The organism is Rhodococcus sp. 11-3 (genome assembly GCF_023704055.1).
In the GTDB taxonomy this organism is placed as follows: domain Bacteria; phylum Actinomycetota; class Actinomycetes; order Mycobacteriales; family Mycobacteriaceae; genus Rhodococcus; species Rhodococcus aetherivorans.
Genome location: NZ_CP080406.1, coordinates 4,304,821 through 4,322,191, shown reverse-complemented (window position 1 = coordinate 4,322,191; position 17,371 = coordinate 4,304,821). Strand labels below are relative to the sequence as shown.

The window sequence follows — 17,371 nt, the reverse complement described above, 5'->3', positions numbered from 1 at the left end:
TATTTGGTAAAACAGTTGCACGGATTACGGTGGCGTGGGTCACTGCTGGCGGAGAGGGTGGAGCGGGTGGGTGAGACGGGAACACAGCGGATCGTCGTGGTCGGGGCGGGGCTGGCGGGGGTGCGTGCCGCAGAGGAACTGCGCCACGGTGGATTCGACGGCGAGCTCGTCCTGATCGGCGACGAGCCGCATCTGCCCTACGACCGGCCCCCGCTGTCGAAGGACGTCGTCCGTGGCGGGACCGACGACACCACCCTGCGGCCGCGGGAGTTCTTCGACGACCAGCGCATCGAGCTGCGCCTGGGTGTGCGGGTGCAGGCGCTGGACGCGGCGGCCCGCACCGTCGCGCTGTCCGACGGGCAGAGCGTCGGGTTCGACGAGTTGATCGTCGCGACCGGGTTGCGGCCGAGGCGGTTGCCCGGCACGGCCGGGCTCGCCGGGGTGCACGTGCTGCGCTCCGTGGACGACAGCCGGGCCCTGCGCGCGGCGGTCGTCCCGGGCGGGCGGGCGCTGATCGTCGGCGCCGGGTTCATCGGCTGCGAGGTCGCGGCGAGCCTGCGGGCGCGGGGCATGGACGTGGTGCTGGTCGAGCCGCAGCCGACGCCGCTGGCGTCGGTGCTCGGCGAGCGGGTCGGCGCGCTGGTGGCCCGGTTGCACACCGACGAAGGTGTCGACGTGCGGGCCGGCGTGGGGGTGCGCGCCCTGCGCGGCGACGGGCGGGTCACCGGCGCGGTCCTGAGCGACGGCACCGACCTCGACGTGGACCTGGTGGTGGTGGGGATCGGCTCGGTGCCGGTCACCGACTGGCTCGACGGTTCGGGGGTGCGGGTGGACAACGGTGTGGTGTGCGACGGCGTGGGCCGCACCTCGGCCCCGCACGTGTGGGCGGTCGGGGACGTCGCGGCCTGGGAGGTCTCGGACGGTCGGTGCGCGCGTCTCGAGCACTGGACGAACGCGGGGGAGCAGGCGAAGGTGCTCGCCGGCGCGCTGCTCGGGTCCACCGTCGCCGACGCCGCGCGGGTGCCGTACTTCTGGAGCGACCAGTACGAAGTGAAGATCCAGGCCCTCGGTGCGGTCCGCGCCGACGACACCGTGCACGTGGTGCGTGACGACGGCCGCAAGTTCCTCGCCTACTACGAGCGCGACGGTCGTCTCACCGGTGTGGTCGGCGCGGGACTGGCCGGGCCGGTGATGAAAATGCGAGGCAAGATCGCCGAGGGCGCGCCGATCACGGAGATCCTCGCGCCCACGTCCTAGCCGCCGGGACGGCGAGCGCTAGATTCGTGTGGTGATCGTTGCGCTCATCGACTCGGGTCTCGGCCTCCTGCCGACGTCTGCATGGCTGCGCCGATTGCGTCCCGAACTGGATCTGATGCTCTCGATGGACCCGGACGGCGCCCCGTGGGGACCGAAGCCCGGGGACTGGGTGATCGAGCGGGTCGTGAGCACCGCGGAGCGGGCCGTGACCCGGGGCGCCGAGGTGGTCGTGCTGCCGTGCAACACGGCGTCCGTGACCGCGCTCGAGCACGTGCGCGAGACGCTCGGTGACGAGATCCCGGTGATCGGAACGGTGCCGGCGATCAAGCCGGCCGCCGCGGCGTGCGAATCGGTGGCGATCTGGGCCACCGCCGCGACCACCGCCAGCCGCTACCAGGCCGATCTGGTCGCCCGGTTCGCCGGGGACCGCGACGTGGTGGGGGTGGCCTGCCACGGGCTCGCCGATGCCATCGACCGCGGCGACACGACCGCCGCGGCCGCGGCGATCGCGGCTGCGGCGCAGCGGACCCCGCCCGACGTGGGTGGCGTCGTCCTCGGCTGTACCCACTACCCGCTGGTGGCCGACACCATCGCCGCGCACCTGCCGCCCGGTGTGCGCCTGTTCGACAGCGCCGAGGCGGTGGCGGCCCAGACCCTGCGCCGCATCGACGCCCTCGGCCGGCCGTGGGCGGGCAGCGGGCGGGTCGAGGTGTTCCTCAGCGGGAGGCCGGGCGAGCTGCCCCCCGGCGCCCTCAGCTTCCCGGCGGGCCGGCAGCTCGTCGACGGCATCGGCGACCCGACCGCCGGTCTGCCCGGCGACGAGGCTCCCCGGGCCGAGACGCGCTGATCCGCCGCCCTGCTCAGCCCATCCCGGTCATGCCCGCGGCGACGAGCCGCGCGATGCCGCCGAGTTCGTCGGGGGAAGGCCCGTCGAGGCCGAACAGCCGGTCGACCGTGGCGGCGGAGAACATCGCCGACACCCACGTCGTCGCGCAGGTGCGCAGGGTGCCCGGCTGTATCGGGCCGGGCACGCTGGCCTGCAGCACCCGCATGGTGGCCTCCTGCAGGGACGTCCGCAGCCGGCGCAGCGGGGTGCGCAGGCCCGGATGCGTCTCCGCCTCACGCCAGATCACCCGGAGCAGCGAGGAGTGGTGGGTGCGCAGGTCGAGGGCGGCGTCGAGGTTGACGAGGCTGGCCGCCGGGTCGCCGGGGGAGACGAGGCCGGTGACGTCCTGGATCGGTTCGGCCGGCAGCCGCTCGGCGACGAGCGTCTCGAGGATCGACTCCTTGGTCGGGAAGTAGTAGAAGATCAGTCCCTTGGGCACGTCCGCGGCGGCGGCGATCGCGGTCGTCGAGGTGGCGTCGAAGCCGTGGGCGGCGAAGAGGGTCTCGGCGGCGTCGAGGATGTGGACACGCGCGGCGTTGTCCCGCCGCGCGCGACGGCGCGGCGGTGTCGAGCCCGGGGTGCTCATGGCGCTCACTTCCGGGTGCACCGGCAAGGGTGCGAAGGCGCCGGGTTGTGGGACGGAGGGCGGTGTGGACGGAGGGCGAGGGCCTCGGCTCCCGCCCTCCGCGTGCGGAAGGCCGCTGTCGCGGCCTTCCGCACCGTGATCAGTGGTGCGTGGCCAGTCCGCCGTGTCCGTGCATCCGGGCACTCATCACGGGCAGTGCCGCCACCGCGACGACCACGGTGAGCACGCCCACCACCCAGGCCGTCCAGGATGCACCGCTGTACTCGGTGAAGCCCATGACCCAGGGGGAGAGGAACAGCAGCACGCCGAAGACGCCCATCGCGTAGTCGATCGCGGCCATGGTGGGCCGGACGATCTGCGCCAGTCCGGTCAGCGCGATCAGCACGCCGAGGACGATCAGGGTCCACATCGTCGTGTTGTCGTTGGCGACCCACAGCGGGGAGAGGGCGGTGAAGACGCCCAGGATCACGGCCACGTAGTCCTGTAGCCGGCTGTCGGAGAACATGTCGAGCCTCCTAGTGGGGATTGTGTCCTGACTTCGGTATAGACCTGATCGACCGGTCGGTCAATGGTGTGGGGGATTGCACTGCGGTAACGCTCCGGTGCAGTTGGGAGGGGTTTTTTGCGGATCGGTGACAGAGGGGGGAATGATCTCCGCGGCGCGGGTGTTCCACTAGATCGTTGCCTTGGCCAACGAACTGTCGGCCTTCCCGCACGAGTTCTCAGGAGGTCCGATGCCGGAGCCGACGCCGGGCCGCACCCTGCCACGCCGTTGCGGTTTCGCGGCGGTGGGCACGGCCAGCTTTCTACTCACCGCGTCCTCGTCCGCCCCCTCCCCGCTCTATCCGCTGTACCAGCAGCAGTGGGGTTTCTCCGCGGGAATGCTGACCGCCGTCTTCGCCGTCTACGCGCTTGCCCTGCTCGCCACGCTGCTGACGATCGGCTCGATCTCCGATCACGTCGGCCGCCGGCCGGTCCTGATCGGGGCGCTGCTGCTGCTCGTGGTGAGCATGGGCGTGTTCGTCCTCGCCGACGACGTGGGCTGGCTCGTGCTGGCCCGCGTGCTGCAGGGTCTCGCGGTCGGCGCGGCGACCGGCGCCGTCAGCGCCGCCGTGATCGATCTGCAACCGAACCCGCGCCTCGGATCCTTCGTCAACAGCGTGGCGCCGTCGCTCGGGCTCGCCCTCGGCGCCGCGGGGGCGGGCCTGCTCGTGCAGTTCGCGCCCCTTCCCACCGTCCTCGTCTATGCCCTCGTCGTCGTGATCGCGCTGGCGCTGGCCCTCGTGCTCGTCTTCGTCCCCGACCGGGCACCCGCGCCGGGCTTCGCGTCCCGCCGGGCCGCGCTGCGCAGCCTGCTGCCGAGCGCGTCGGTGCCGGCGGACGTGCGGGGCCCTTACCTGGTGATCCTGCCCGGTCTGCTGTCGGCGTGGTCGCTCGGCGGCCTCTACATGTCCCTCGGCCCGTCGATCGTGGCCACGGTCTTCGGTATCGGCAACCGCCTCGTCGCGGGGCTGGCGATCTTCACGCTCTTCGCCTCCGGTTCGGTTGCCGCGACGGTGCTGCGCGGCTCCGACCCGCGGCGCGTCGTCGTCGCGGGGACCGCGATCCTCGCCACCGGCGTCGGCGTCGTCGTGACCGCCGTGCTCGGTGGCTGGGCCGTCGCGTACTTCGCCGGTACCGCCGTCGCGGGCTTCGGCTGGGGGGCGGCGTTCCTGGGCGCGATGAACGTCATCGGCGCCCTGGCGGCGCCGCACGAGCGCGGGCGCCTGTTCGCCACCACGTTCGTCGTCTGCTACCTCGCGTTCTCCGTGCCCGCGGTGCTCGCGGGCCTGGCGACGGGCGCGTTCGGGCTGACCGCGACGACGCTGGGCTACGGCTGTGCCGTGATCGTGCTCGCCCTCGGGGCCGGGGCGGGCGTGGCGCTGCGCGGCCCGCGGCAGCCGGTCGCACAACTCGCGGAGGTACCGGTTCTCGTCCGCTGAGGCGGGGATTGCCGGCGCGTACACGCAGGGGCCCTCCGTCCGGACGAGCCGGACGGAGGGCCCCTGCGCCGTCTCAGAAGACGATCTTGACCGTGTCCGTCACCGGGTGGGCCTGGCAGCCGAGCACGTAGCCGGCCTCGATGTCCTCGGGGTCGAGGATCTCGCAGTTGTCCATCTCGACCTTGCCCTCGAGGACGGTGCAGGCGCACGAGCCGCACTCGCCCTCCTGGCAGGAGTAGGGCACGTCGATGCCCTTGGCGAGCATGATGTCGACCAGGGTCTGGGAGCGCGGCCACGGGATCGTGTGGGTCTCGCCGTCGAGCTCGACCTCCACGGTCGCGGCGTCGGCCGCCTCCTCGTCGCTCACCTCGACGGGGGTGTGGTCGGCGAACGGGTCTCCCGCGAGGGAGTTGAACACCTCCGCGTGCACCTGGGAGCGCGGCATGCCTGCGGCCTGCAGCGCCCGGTGCACGGCGTCCATGAACGGACCGGGTCCGCACATGAACGCCTCGTGGCTCGTGTACGGGGTCACCAGGGTGGCGAGCTGGTCGGCGGACGGCAGGCCCTGCACGGACTCGAGCCAGTGCACGACGGTGAGCCGGGTGGGGTACTTCTCCGCCAGCGCCCGCAGCTCGTCCGCGAAGATGATCGACGCCTCGTCGCGGTTGGCGTAGACCAGCACGACCGTGCCCGAGCCCTGGGTCAGTGCCGACTTGAGGATCGAGATGACGGGAGTGATCCCGCTGCCGGCGCCGAACAGCAGGAAGTCGTGGTCGAGGGACTTCGGGGTGAACACTCCCGACGGCGGCAGGACCTCGAGTCGGTCGCCGGCGGAGATCCGGTCGCACAGCCAGTTGGACCCGTAACCGTCGACGGTCCGCTTGACCGTGACCTTGGGGGCGTCGTCGGTGTACGGGGAGCTGGCCAGCGAGTAACAGCGGGCCACGGAGCCGGTCTGCTCGCTCGGGATGCGCAGGGTCAGGAACTGTCCGGGCTTGTACGCGAACTTGTCCTGGAACTCGGCCGGCACGTCGAAGACGATCGAGCGCGAGTCCGGCGTCTCCTCGATGACTGCGGAGACGGTCAGGATCGCGGATCGCGAGCCGTGCGGCACCTCGACTGTCGTCATGGCCAGGTCGGTCCTTCCGTGGAGCGGGCGAAGCAATCTAGAACGCGTTCTAGTTTCAGGGTATCAGCAAGACGACGCTACCGGGACGGGGTGCGCCGGGGTCCGGTCGGCTCCCGATCAGCGGGAACCGCACCTGCCCGATCGGGTAGGCCCGCGCGCTCGACCGGACGGCTTCGGTCCCGCGACCGGACGGTTCGGGCTCGAACCCCTTTCCGGGAGCGTGATCGGGCCCGAGAGTGGGGAAGGGAAGAGACGCCGGTCACACCGGCCGCCCCCTTCGAACCACCACTTCCGGCCGACACACCAGGAGAAACGCGATGGCCATCGAACTCAACCAGATCTGGGACTTTCCCATCAAGGAGTTCCACCCCTTCCCCCGGGCGCTGATGGGTGTCGGCGCCCACGACATCATCGGTGTCGAGGCGAAGAACCTGGGCTTCAAGCGCACCCTGCTGATGACGACCGGCCTGCGCGGCTCGGGCATCATCGAGGAGCTCATCGGCAAGATCGAGTACCAGGGTGTCGAGGTCGTCCTGTACGACAAGGTCGAGTCCAACCCCAAGGACTACAACGTCATGGAGGCCGCCGCCCTCTACCAGCAGGAGAAGTGCGACTCCATCATCTCCGTCGGCGGCGGCTCGAGCCACGACGCCGCGAAGGGCGCCCGCGTGGTCATCGCCCACGACGGCCGCAACATCAACGAGTTCGAGGGCTTCGCCAAGTCCACCAACAAGGAGAACCCGCCGCACATCGCCGTCTCCACCACGGCCGGCACCGGCTCGGAGACCTCCTGGGCGTACGTCATCACCGACACCTCGGACATGGAGCACCCGCACAAGTGGGTCGGCTTCGACGAGGCCACGATCGTCACCCTCGCCATCGACGACCCGCTGCTGTACTACACCTGCCCGCAGCACTTCACCGCCTACTGCGGCTTCGACGTCCTCGCCCACGGCTCCGAGCCGTTCGTCTCGCGGCTGGACTTCGCGCCGTCGCTCGGCAACGCCCTGTACTCGATCGAACTCGTCGCCAAGCACCTGCGCGAGGCCACCTTCGAGCCGCGCAACCTCAAGGCGCGCGAGGGCATGATGAACGCCCAGTACATCGCCGCGCAGGCCTTCAACTCGGGCGGCCTGGGCATCGTGCACTCCATCTCGCACGCCGTGTCCGCCTTCTTCGACAGCCACCACGGCCTCAACAACGCCATCGCCCTGCCGCGCGTGTGGGAGTACAACCTGCCCTCGCGCTACGAGCACTACGCCCGCATCGCCACCGCGATGGGCGTCGACACCCGCAACATGACCACCGTCCAGGCCGCGGACGCCGCGGTCGAGGCCGCCATCCGGCTCGCCAAGGACGTCGGGATCCCCGACAACTTCGGTCAGGTGCGCGTCGACTCGTACGAGAAGAACCGCATGAACACCGGCAAGTACGCCGGCCGCGGCGACGTCATCAAGGGCGACGAGAAGACCGTGCGGGCCATCTCCGAGCACATCCAGGGCGACTGGTGCACCCCGGGCAACCCGCGTGAGGTGACGGTCGAGTCGATGATCCCGGTCGTCGACCACTGCATCAACCGGTCCTACTGACCCACCTGCTCGACCGATCCCGTGCCCGGGGCGGGGCGACCCGCCCCGGGCACACCCACCTCCCCCGAGTGCCGACGACACAGGAGCACCGATGACCAGCTTCGCCAGCGGACCGGAACTCGCCGACGCGCTGCGCCGCCACGACTACATCGCCGACGACGAGTTCGCGGTCGTCGTCCACCTCGCCACCGCGCTCCAGCGGCCCCTGCTGCTCGAGGGCCCGGCCGGCGTCGGCAAGACCGAGCTGGCCAAGGCGCTCGCCGCCGCCGGCGGGCGCAGGCTGGTGCGGTTGCAGTGCTACGAGGGCCTCGACGACAGCCGCGCGCTGTACGAGTGGGACTACGCCAAGCAGCTGCTGCACGTGCAGATGCTGCGCGACCGCATCGGCGAGCAGCTCGCCGCGTACCCCGACGTCGCCGAGGCGTCCCGGTTCCTCGCCGCGCAGGACTTCGGCCTGTACTCCGAGAAGTTCCTCGCCGTGCGCCCCCTGCTCGAGGCGATCCTCTCCCCGGAACCGGTGGTGCTCCTCGTCGACGAGGTGGACCGCACCGAGGAGTCCATGGAGGCGCTGTTGCTCGAGGTCCTCGCCGAGGGGCAGGTCACCATTCCCGAGGTGGGCACCTTCACGGCCCGGTCCTCGCCGTGGGTGATCCTGACCTCCAACGACACCCGCGAACTCTCGCCCGCCCTCAAGCGCCGCTGCCTGCACTACCACGTCGGTTATCCCACCCCCGAACGTGAGCGCGAGATCGTCACCGCCCGGGCCCCCGAGGTCGACACGGTGACTGCCGCCGAGGTGGTGGACCTGGCCCGCACCCTCCGGGACCTGCCGTTGCGCAAGAGCCCGTCCATCTCGGAGGTGATCGACGCCGCGCGCGCCGCGACCGTCCTGCGGCGAGGCGGCGGCGACCACACCTCCCTCCGGCAGATCCGCGACATCCTGCTCGCGACGCTCCTCAAGTACACCGGCGACGCCGACCTGGTCCGCGCACGTCTCGACGGGAGTCCGGCCGAGGCCGTCCCGGCCCCGGCCGAACCGGCGGGGGAGCGGCCCGAGCGGGCCACCGTCGCGTCCCGGCCGGCCAACACGACCACCGCGGTGTTCCGGGGGCGCGGCGGTGGCGGCGGCCGCGGCGGCGTCGGCATCGGCGCGCGGCGGTGACGCGATGCCCGTGACGCCGCTGGCGACGATGCGCACCTCGTATCCCCTCGACGTGGTCGCCGCCGTGTTCGGGCGCCTGCTGCGCCGGCACGGGGTGTCGGCCTCGCCCGCCGAGACCATCGAGGTGCGCCGCGTGCTCGGCCTGGTCGGGGCCCGCGACCGCGACGTCCTGCGGGCCTGCCTGCGTGCGGTGTGCGCGAAGTACCCGCACGAGCAGCCCGGCTTCGACCGGGCCTTCGACGCGCTGTTCGCGGCGACGGATGCGGCCGGGGCCGCGGGCGAGAAGTCCACGCCCCGGGCGCAGTTCGCCGAGGCCCTGCCCACCGCGCTCGAACTCGACGACGATCCGGAGATCGCCCGCTACGCCGAATACAACGATCGTGCCGCGGAGGTCGGCGACCACTTCGACACCCCCGAGGCGGACAAGGGTTTCAATCCGCACAAGGACGACGACGATGTCTCCATGACGTCGTCGGACGCCGCCCTGTCCGTGGACACCGGAGCCGACTCGGGGCGGCGCGGGGTCACCTACACCGTCGACGTGGATCGGGCCGGCGCCGCCGCCGTCGGCGAGCTGGCCGCGAATCCCGGGGCCGCCGTGGTCGGCTCGCTGTCCTGGGACGATCCGGAATCCATCCTCGCGTGGCTCGACGCCTACGATCCGCGTCGTGCCTACGGCGACGACGAGGCCGACGAACCGCTCACCGCGGCGCAGCTGAACCGGCTCGTCGAGGCCGTCGAGGCGTTCGTCGCGGCACTGTCCCAGGCCGGACTCGGCGGCCCGCTGCCGGACGGCGAACCCGACGCCCCCGACACCGCCGGTGACGTCGCGTCCCGAGCCGAGATCGAGCTGGCGTGCCACGAGGTGCTGCGGCGGATGCGCGGACCGGCCCGGCCGGTGCCGCGCGAGTTCAGCCGCGGCCGCCTCGACATGCGCCGCACGGCCCGCGCCGGGATGCGCACCGACGGCGTACCGTTCCACCTGATCGTCCGCGCCCCGCGTCCGGACCGGGTCCGGCTGCTGATCCTGGCCGACGTGTCCCTGTCGGTGCGCCCGATCACCGCGTTCACGCTGCGCCTGGCCCAGGCCATGCACGGCCGGGCCCACCGCTGCCGGGTCCTGGCCTTCGTCGACCGGCCCGTCGACGTGACGCGGGAGCTGCTGGCGAGCACCGGTGACGGCGCCCTCGCCGCGGTCCTGGCGCACCCCGGCCTCGACCTCGAGGCGAGCAGCGACTACGGCCGGGTCCTCGACGAGCTGCTCACCGAGCACGCCGGGATCGTCGACTCGCGCACCAGCGTGCTCGTCGTCGGCGACGGCCGCTGCAACGGCCTGCCCTCCCGCGCCGACCGTCTCGCGGACCTGCGCCGTCGCGTGCACCGGCTCGCCTGGGTCACCCCGGAACCGCAGCGCTACTGGGCCCAGGCAACGTGCGCGATGCCCGAGTACGCGCCGGAATGCGATCGCGTCGTCGTCGCCCGGGACGCCGCCCAGTTGCTCTCCCGCGCGGCGGAGCTCGGGCACGCACTGCGTTGAGTGCGCGCCCCGTGCCGGCCGCCTCCGGCCCCGCTCCGGCGGGGGAACGGCCGATGGTTACCATGGACCGGTAAATACCCCCCGGGGTGTGTGTGCGCCGTCCGCCCACGCCACCGCCGGCGGACCGGCCGGCTTACGGGAGAGTGCTCCGGCACATCGGAATCCCGGGCACAGTTGAGGAAGACGACGATGCAGTTCGCGAAGAAGCACTATTCGATCCGTGAGGCCTACTGGATCTTCTACCGGGGCGTTCGATCGATGAAGCACCTGATCGGTGCCAGGAAGCGCGCCGAGCTGAGCCCCGAGTTCGTCGAACGGATCATGCTGGCGGTGACCGAGGTGAACGGCTGCGGCGCCTGCTCCTACGCCCACACGAAGATGGCCCTCGAGGCCGGAATGAGCAGCGCCGAGATCCGGAACATCCTGTCGGGGGTCCTCGACGACGTTCCCGACTCCGAGGTCGCCGCGGTCCTGTTCGCCCAGCACTATGCCGACACCCGGGGCAACCCCACGCCCGAGTCGTGGCACCGTCTCGTGGATGTCTACGGGAAGTCCGCCGCCGAGGGGATACTCGGGGCGGTGCGGGCGATCATGGTCGGCAACGCCCATGGAATCGCATGGACCGCGCTCCGCGGCCGGTTGAAGGGCAATCCGGATCCGCGCAGCAGCGTGGCGTACGAGGTCGTCATGTTGCTGATCGTCCTTGCGTTCCTGCCGATGTCCGTCGTGCACGCCTCGATCTCCGGCGTGCGCCGCGCGCCGATCGTGGAGTTCGCCAGGTAGGCCGGCGGGGGATCAGTGGTCGCGCTTCGTGAGCCGGACCCGGTCGGGGCGGAAGTGCTCGAGGGCCTCGTCGTAGTTCGCCCGTGCGAGCCGCTCCGACGTCCACCCCTGCGAGATCCACCGGTCCACGCCGAGCGGGTACCGGATCTCGACCCGGTGGGTGCCGCGGATCGCCAGGCGGCCCTCCGCGTCCTCCCGCGCCCTGACGTACGCGGCGAATTCACTGCCCAGCACCAGGGTGCGGTTGGGGCGTTCGATGATCGGATCCCCGACCCGCCGATCGGAGTGGAGCGCCCGGTACGCCGAGTCGAGCGCCGCGGTCTCGGTGTCGTGGACGTGCCATGTGACGCCGTCCACCTCGTGCCACCACACGATCCATCGGCCGTCGATGATGCTCTCCCAGGGTTGTTTCCGCCGGTGCGCAGCCCGTTTCCTGCGTATCCGGTCCACCCCTGCGACGTGCATCCTATATGTCCCGTTCCGGCGTGGTACGCGGTGGTGGCATTCACTTCGTATTCACCCCGCGGCCGGCGTCCGGAGGCTCCCGGGCACACTCGGGCGTACCTACCCGATCGGGCAGGTACCGCACCTGCCGTTCGGCCCGGTGCCGCCCCGTCGTGGAGGGGCTAGGCTCGAAGCCACGTAAGCTGGATCACAGCAATCGGGATCGTCAGGAGTGCGTAGTGGCCGTCGCATCGGAGCACACCGCGACGACGCTGGCCAAGTTCCACGCCCCGGAGATCGTGTTCGGGATCGGTTCACTGGTCGAGGCGGCGCACGCGGCGGTGCGGCTCGGCGCGGTCCGGCCCCTGCTGGTCACCGACCCGGGCCTGATCGAGGCCGGCTGGGCCGACGAGCTTCGCGGCCACCTCGTCGAGCAGGGACTCACCCCGATCGTGTGGGGTGACCTCACCCCCAATCCCAAGGACCACGAGGTCACGGCCGGGCACGAGACGTACCGGGCCCACGGTTGCGACGTGCTCGTCGCGCTCGGCGGCGGCTCGGTGATCGACGCCGCCAAGGGCATCGCGGTGCTCGCCGCCAACGGCGGCAGCATCCTCGACTACGAGGGCGTGGACCGGGCGGCGGCCCCGATCCCGCCGATGGTGGTGGTGCCGTCGACCTCGGGCACGGGCGCCGATGTCTCCCAGTTCTGCGTCGTCACCGACACCGTCCGCGGCACCAAGATCACCATCATCGGTCGTTCGCTGGTCCCGGACCTGACCGTGATCGACCCGCGGCTGCTCACGACCATGCCGGACGACCTGAACGCCGCCACCGGGCTGGACGCCCTGACCCACGGCGTGGAGGCCTTCGTCTCCCGCGCCCACAACCCGCTCACCGACCACCACGCCCTGCGTGCCGTCGGGCTCGTCACCGACACGCTGGTACGCACGATCGAGGACCCGCAGGAGATGGCGGCCCGGTCGATCATGGCGCAGGCCAGCCTCGAGGCCGGCCTGGCCTTCACCAACGCGATCCTCGGCGCCGCGCACGCGATGAGCCACCAGGTCGGGGGCCTGCTCGACCTGCCGCACGGCGTCATCAACGGGGTGCTGCTCCCGCACGTCATCCGGTTCAACGCCGCGTCCGATCCCGAGCCGTTCGTCGCGATCGCCGCCGCTCTCGGACTCGAGGAGCACCGCGGCCCGGCCGTCGAAGCGGCACTCGCCGTCGCGGACCGGGTCGAACGGCTCGCCCGGGAGGTCGGGGTGCCGCGGGGGCTGCGGGAACTCGGGGTGCAGGCGACCGACCTCGAACGCCTGGCCGCCGGCGCGCTGCGCGACGCGTGCATGTCCACCAACCCGCGCGAGGCCACCCACGAGCAGATGGTGGCGCTGTTCCGGGCGGCGCTGTGACCGGGGCGGGCGGTGCCCGGTGACCGCGCCCGACCTGTCCCGGCTGACCGGCCTGCGCTCCGGCAAGCCCACGTTCTATCCCCAGTACCGCGGGGCTGCCGAACGCCTCGAGCGGGTCGTGCATGCGCTCGAGCTGATCTCGCGTGCCCTGGTGCGCACCGTCGAGGGCCCCGAGACCCTGATCTGCGCCGTGGCGGAGGCGGCACGCGCCCACCTGAGCGCCCGATGGGTGGTCTTCGCCCTCACCGACGGCACCCTGCCCGACGCGGGGCCGCGCCGCCTGGTCCTCGGCCCCGACGCCACCCCGTTCCTCGTCGACAACGTCGAAGGTCCGCCCCTGCCGGACGACGTCGTGCGCTGCCTCGAGGACATCCGGTCGGGGTCGATCGGCCGGGACGCGGCCGTCGACACCCATCACGCGTTCGTGCCCATCGTCCTCGGCGGCGGAGTGGCCGGCGCGATCGCCGCGTGGACCCCGGAGCACCGCACGCTCGACGGCACCGATCACGCCGTGCTGTCGATCCTCGCCAGCCAGACCGCGGTGGCGCTGCAGAATTCCGCGCTCTATCAGCGTGGCCAGTTGTTGCTCGAGCGCGCGGAGCAGGCCTACCAGGAGGCGAACCGGGCGGCGGCGGACCTGCAGGCCCGTAACGCCGAACTCGAGGCCACGCTCCGGCAGTTGGAGCTGACCCAACGGCAGCTGGGCGCCGCCCACCGGCACCAGGCGCTCGACGAGGAACGCCACCGCATCGCGCGGGAGTTGCACGACAGCGTCACCCAGGCCGTGCTGTCCGCCGGCATGCAGATCGAGGTGTGCCGCAGCGACATTCCCGATACCGAGCGCGGCGAGCGCCTCGACCTGGCGAAGGAGCTCACGCGCCGCGCGGTCGAGCAGCTGCGGTCGGCGATCTACGCGCTCAACCACCCGTCCGACTCGGATCGCACGTCGCTGCCCGAGATGCTCGAGCAGCTCTGCGTCGCGCACACGCCGGGCGAACTCGACATCACGGTCCGGGTGGGCGGCACGCCGGTCGAACTGCCGGGCGAGGCCGAACACTCGCTGCTGCGCATTGCGGGGGAGGCGCTGTTCAACGCCGCGGTGCACGCCAACGCCCGGCGCGTGGTGCTGCGGCTGACCTACCGGCCCGACTCGGTGCTGTTGGCGGTCGCCGACGACGGCAACGGGGACCCGGCCCGGATGCGGCTGATGCTGCGCCTGGCCGCGGACAACGACTGGGACGGCCGGCATCGCGGTCTGGCCAACATGCAGGCCCGCGCGCACGAGCTCGGCGGCACTCTCGAGGTGCGCCGCGCCCGCCTCGGCGGGGTACGGGTGGCGGTGCGCATCCCGGTGCCCGAACCGGCCGTCGATGCGGAGCGGGGCGCCGACGAGGCGACCGGAAACAACGGGAACAGTGCGGCGTCGGCACACGCGGCGCGGACAGGAGCACAGCGATGAACGTGGCAACCCCTCCCGGGACGGTGAACCGCACGGTCCGCATCGTTCTCGTCGACGACCACGCGATCCTGCGCCAGGGGCTGCGCTCGATTCTCGAACGGGAGCCGGACCTGGCGGTGGTGGGCGAGGCGTCGCACGAGGCCGAGGCGGTCGCGCTGGTGGACCGGGTCCGGCCCGACATCGTGCTGATGGACCTGAAGCTCTCGGCCGGCTCCGACTACGAGGGGCTGGCGTTGTGCGGGCAGCTGTCGGCGGCCCGCCCCGGCCTCGGGTTGCTGGTGCTCACCACGTTCCTCGATGAGCAGCTGGTCGTGCGGGCCGTGCACGCCGGGGCGCGCGGCTACGTCGTCAAGGACGTCGACACCACCGAACTCGTGCGCGCCATCCGCGCGGTGTCGCGCGGCGAGAGCGCCTTCGACTCGCGCAGTGCCGCGGCGGTGGTGCGGTCCCTCAACGGGCAGACCACGCCGCAGGAACAGCTCACCGATCGCGAGCTCGAGGTGCTGCGTCTGCTGGCCGCGGGCCTGTCGAACTCGAAGATCGGTGAGCGCCTTTTCATTTCGGGCACCACCGTGAAGTTCCACGTGAGCAACATCATGCGCAAGCTCGGGGTGAGCCGTCGCGCCGAGGCCGTGTACGCCGCCAGCAAGCGCGGGCTCATCTGACCGGTCCCTTCCGGGCGTGCCGGCGCACGGGCAGCGCGGGCGGGCGTGGACGCAGCGTGCGGTGCCCGGCCGGACGAGTCCGCGGCCTGCACCGGTGATCGGTGCAGGCCGCGGGTCGGGGCGAGTGGTCAGCTGCTGCCGAAGATCGGCGGGGTGCTGGGAACGGTGACGACGGGCGAGGCCTCCTGGACGATGTAGGCAGTGACGGGCAGGGGTGCCAGGTGTGGCAACCCCGCCGGGAGCACGCGGCATGGGATGCGGTGACTCGGTTCAGTCGAGGACTGCGGTGGCTTCGACCTCGACCAGGTGCTCGGGAGAGGACAGTGCTGCGACACCGATCAGCGTGCCCGGCGCTACGGGGGTGACGCCCAGCTTCGCGGCTGCCCGGGCGACGCCGTCGACGAACCCACTCATCTTGTCCGGAGTCCAGTCGACGACGTAGACGGTCAGCTTCGTCACGTCGGCGAAGGTGGCACCGACCGCGGCCAGGGCGGCTCCGACGTTGAGGTAGCTCTGCTCGACCTGGGTGGCGAGGTCGCCTGCGCCGATCGTGTTGCCGTCGGCGTCCCAGGCGACCTGCCCGGCGACGAAGACCAGCTTCGAGCCGGTGGCGACGGATACCTGGCGGTAGGCGTCGATCTTCGGCAGTTCGTTCGGGTTCACCAGGGTGATGGACATGCTGCCCACTTTCTCTCGGTCACTTGTGGTTACTCGGTAACCGTAGGAGAGTGTTCCCTGACGTGGAAGAACGCACTTTTCAGTGACTGGGGAACTCGATGGTGACCAAGCAGCTCAGCGGCCTGCCAGAAGATGCGGACTTGACGCGAGCAGACTCGCTGGCGCGGGAGATCTTCTCCGACGTCGCCAACAAGTGGGCGCTGTTGATCATCGAAACGATCGGTGACGGCACCCTGCGCTTCAGCGAGTTGCGCAAGGGCATCGACGGCATCAGCCACAAGATGCTCACCCAGAACCTGCGCATGATGGAGCGCAACGGCCTGGTCGAGCGGACGGTGTATCCCACGGTGCCGCCGCGGGTCGAGTACTGCCTCACCGAGCCGGGTAGGGCGCTCCGTGCGACGGTCGACGGAATGTGCGACTGGACGCAGCGATACCTCCGCGACATCGAAGAATCCCGCCGGCGCTTCGACGCCTGACCCGCCCGCGGGGGTGGCCCCGACCGTTGCGTCGGGCGGGGGTGGGAAGCCCGGTGCGTAGTTCAGCAGGTCCCGGTGACGGCCACCCCGTCGAACCGCTCGCCGAGGAACTCGAACGCGTCCGGCAGGCCGAGCACCGCCGCCGACATGTGGTCGGGGCTCGGTGTCTCGACACGGCGTACCGGCGCACCCGCGGCGCAGTAGCGGTCGAGCGTGGCGTCGATGGCGCCCACCGGGATGAGTGCGTCGGTGGGGCTGTGCCATTCGAACACCGGCACGGTCGGCACGCCCGGATACAGCTCGAGGCTGTTCTCCTCCGCGACGGCGACCGCGTCGGCGTCGTCGGCCAGGCGGGCGTTGGTGCTCACCTGCCGCAGGCTGCCCCCGGCGCCGCGCGCGAGGATGTCGTTGGTGCAGGCATTGGCCAGCGCGTCACGCATCTCCACGCCCGCCGGGGTCAGGTCGGCGCTGATCCGCATCCGTTCGGGATACTCACGTTCCAGACCCAGCGCGGCGGCGAACGCGAGACCGAAGGCGGGGTGCGGGTTCTCGCCGAGAGCCTCGGCCATCTTGCGGATGTTCATCGGCACGCCGCCCATCGCCGCACCTACCAGGTTCAGCTCGGGGGCGTAGGTCGGGGCCAGCGCCGCGGCCCACCCGGTGGCCATCCCACCGCCGGAGTAGCCGGCCAGCGCGACAGGGCTGTGGGCGAGCTGCAGTTCGGGGACCCGCTGCACGGCGCGGATGCCGTCGAGGGTGATCTGCCCGCCGAGGCGCGCCGCGCCGTAGGCGCTGTTCGGCCCGAGATGGTCCGGGATCGCGACCGTCCAGCCCCGCCGGAGCACGAGGTTGAGGGCGGGGGCTTCCCGGACGGCGAGGTTCGGGTCGCTCGCCCACAGCGTCTGCGACGGTGCGCAGTGCGTGCCGAGGGCGTTGATGACGTGCTGGAACGACAGCAGCGGGCCGTCCGGGGCCTTGCCGACGGGGGCGAGGACCGTCGTCACCGCGGGGATCGGGTGACCGGCCGAATCCGTCGACCGGAAACGCACCTGCCACGCCTCGACGTCGACGATGCCCGGCGGCGCGGGCACGCGCCGCACCTCGAGCGCATCGCCGGCGGGGGCGACGGCGATGTCGGCGGCCGCGCGGTAGAACGGGTCGGCCGGTGGCGCCGGGTAGACGGGTGTGGCCACGGCGGTTCCGGCACCGGCGACCGCGGCGCACGCCGCCACCGCGCCCGCCACCGCATTGCGGATTCCCCGACCGAGCCGTCCGGCCACGTCCCCCCACCTTTCCAGCGCACCGACCGGTGCCGTTCCT

Annotated in this window: 17 protein-coding genes; 11 read left to right on the top strand and 6 right to left on the bottom strand. The window is 71.7% G+C overall.

Translation table 11 applies throughout. The features are described 5' to 3' along the window. Nucleotides 1–66: 66 nt before the first annotated feature. Both KZJ41_RS19910 and KZJ41_RS19905 read left to right on the top strand, forming a co-directional pair. Nucleotides 67–1,257, top strand: a complete 1,191-nt coding sequence (locus tag KZJ41_RS19910; protein WP_050036405.1) for an NAD(P)/FAD-dependent oxidoreductase — start codon at nt 67–69, stop codon at nt 1,255–1,257. A gap of 31 nt (nt 1,258–1,288) precedes the next feature. Then, nucleotides 1,289–2,104 (top strand): glutamate racemase, encoded by an 816-nt coding sequence (locus KZJ41_RS19905; protein WP_029545015.1) that lies wholly within the window; start codon nt 1,289–1,291, stop codon nt 2,102–2,104. 13 nt (nt 2,105–2,117) lie between these two features. Here the strand turns inward: KZJ41_RS19905 and KZJ41_RS19900 are convergent, their stop codons facing one another. Beyond that, entirely contained in the window at nt 2,118–2,729 is a 612-nt protein-coding gene (locus KZJ41_RS19900; RefSeq protein WP_029545013.1) for a TetR/AcrR family transcriptional regulator, read from the bottom strand. 139 nt (nt 2,730–2,868) lie between these two features. Further along, nucleotides 2,869–3,234: an SPW repeat protein gene (locus KZJ41_RS19895; protein WP_006939196.1), complete on the bottom strand. Its 366-nt coding sequence runs from the start codon at nt 3,232–3,234 to the stop codon at nt 2,869–2,871. A 229-nt stretch (nt 3,235–3,463) separates the two neighbouring features. On the opposite strand from KZJ41_RS19895, the gene KZJ41_RS19890 reads away from it, so the two are divergent. Next, complete coding sequence (locus KZJ41_RS19890; protein WP_050036404.1) at nt 3,464–4,711, top strand: MFS transporter; 1,248 nt, start codon at nt 3,464–3,466, stop codon at nt 4,709–4,711. Between the two features lie 73 nt (nt 4,712–4,784). On the opposite strand, the gene KZJ41_RS19885 is transcribed toward KZJ41_RS19890, so the two are convergent. Then, a complete protein-coding gene (locus KZJ41_RS19885; RefSeq protein ID WP_006932856.1) occupies nt 4,785–5,840 on the bottom strand; it encodes a ferredoxin--NADP reductase in 1,056 nt (351 codons plus the stop codon). 317 nt (nt 5,841–6,157) lie between these two features. Between KZJ41_RS19885 and mdo the strand changes: the two genes are divergently transcribed. The 4 genes from mdo (at nt 6,158) to KZJ41_RS19865 (ending at nt 10,911) form a co-directional block, all read left to right on the top strand. Next, nucleotides 6,158–7,429 (top strand): NDMA-dependent methanol dehydrogenase, encoded by a 1,272-nt coding sequence (gene mdo, locus KZJ41_RS19880; RefSeq protein WP_006932857.1) that lies wholly within the window; start codon nt 6,158–6,160, stop codon nt 7,427–7,429. Between the two features lie 91 nt (nt 7,430–7,520). Continuing rightward, nucleotides 7,521–8,591 (top strand): MoxR family ATPase, encoded by a 1,071-nt coding sequence (locus KZJ41_RS19875; RefSeq protein WP_043800560.1) that lies wholly within the window; start codon nt 7,521–7,523, stop codon nt 8,589–8,591. Nucleotides 8,592–8,595: 4 nt separating this feature from the next. Beyond that, on the top strand, nt 8,596–10,128 hold the full coding sequence (locus tag KZJ41_RS19870) for a VWA domain-containing protein (RefSeq protein WP_029545007.1): 1,533 nt from the start codon (nt 8,596–8,598) through the stop codon (nt 10,126–10,128). A 189-nt stretch (nt 10,129–10,317) separates the two neighbouring features. After that, nucleotides 10,318–10,911, top strand: a complete 594-nt coding sequence (locus KZJ41_RS19865; RefSeq protein WP_006932864.1) for a carboxymuconolactone decarboxylase family protein — start codon at nt 10,318–10,320, stop codon at nt 10,909–10,911. 12 nt (nt 10,912–10,923) lie between these two features. Here the strand turns inward: KZJ41_RS19865 and KZJ41_RS19860 are convergent, their stop codons facing one another. Beyond that, entirely contained in the window at nt 10,924–11,268 is a 345-nt protein-coding gene (locus KZJ41_RS19860) for a hypothetical protein (protein ID WP_235431082.1), read from the bottom strand. Nucleotides 11,269–11,594: 326 nt separating this feature from the next. On the opposite strand from KZJ41_RS19860, the gene KZJ41_RS19855 reads away from it, so the two are divergent. From KZJ41_RS19855 to KZJ41_RS19845, 3 genes are read left to right on the top strand one after another with little or no spacing between them, the layout of a single operon-like run. After that, nucleotides 11,595–12,770 carry an iron-containing alcohol dehydrogenase gene (locus KZJ41_RS19855; protein WP_006932868.1) on the top strand — a complete coding sequence of 392 codons (1,176 nt, stop codon included), beginning with the start codon at nt 11,595–11,597 and terminating at the stop codon, nt 12,768–12,770. 19 nt (nt 12,771–12,789) lie between these two features. Further along, nucleotides 12,790–14,229, top strand: a complete 1,440-nt coding sequence (locus tag KZJ41_RS19850; protein WP_006932869.1) for a sensor histidine kinase — start codon at nt 12,790–12,792, stop codon at nt 14,227–14,229. Continuing rightward, the gene (locus KZJ41_RS19845; protein ID WP_006932871.1) at nt 14,226–14,894 is read left to right on the top strand and encodes a response regulator transcription factor; all 669 of its coding nucleotides are present in this window, start codon (nt 14,226–14,228) and stop codon (nt 14,892–14,894) included. Before KZJ41_RS19850 ends, KZJ41_RS19845 begins: the two co-directional genes overlap by 4 nt. A 270-nt stretch (nt 14,895–15,164) precedes the next feature. Here KZJ41_RS19845 and KZJ41_RS19840 read toward each other — a convergent pair whose 3' ends face one another. Further along, on the bottom strand, nt 15,165–15,572 hold the full coding sequence (locus KZJ41_RS19840) for a RidA family protein (RefSeq protein ID WP_029545001.1): 408 nt from the start codon (nt 15,570–15,572) through the stop codon (nt 15,165–15,167). A 140-nt stretch (nt 15,573–15,712) separates the two neighbouring features. On the opposite strand from KZJ41_RS19840, the gene KZJ41_RS19835 reads away from it, so the two are divergent. Further along, nucleotides 15,713–16,051 carry a helix-turn-helix domain-containing protein gene (locus tag KZJ41_RS19835; RefSeq protein WP_231385925.1) on the top strand — a complete coding sequence of 113 codons (339 nt, stop codon included), beginning with the start codon at nt 15,713–15,715 and terminating at the stop codon, nt 16,049–16,051. A gap of 62 nt (nt 16,052–16,113) precedes the next feature. Here the strand turns inward: KZJ41_RS19835 and KZJ41_RS19830 are convergent, their stop codons facing one another. Continuing rightward, complete coding sequence (locus KZJ41_RS19830) at nt 16,114–17,331, bottom strand: triacylglycerol lipase (RefSeq protein ID WP_006932878.1); 1,218 nt, start codon at nt 17,329–17,331, stop codon at nt 16,114–16,116. Nucleotides 17,332–17,371 lie beyond the last annotated feature (40 nt).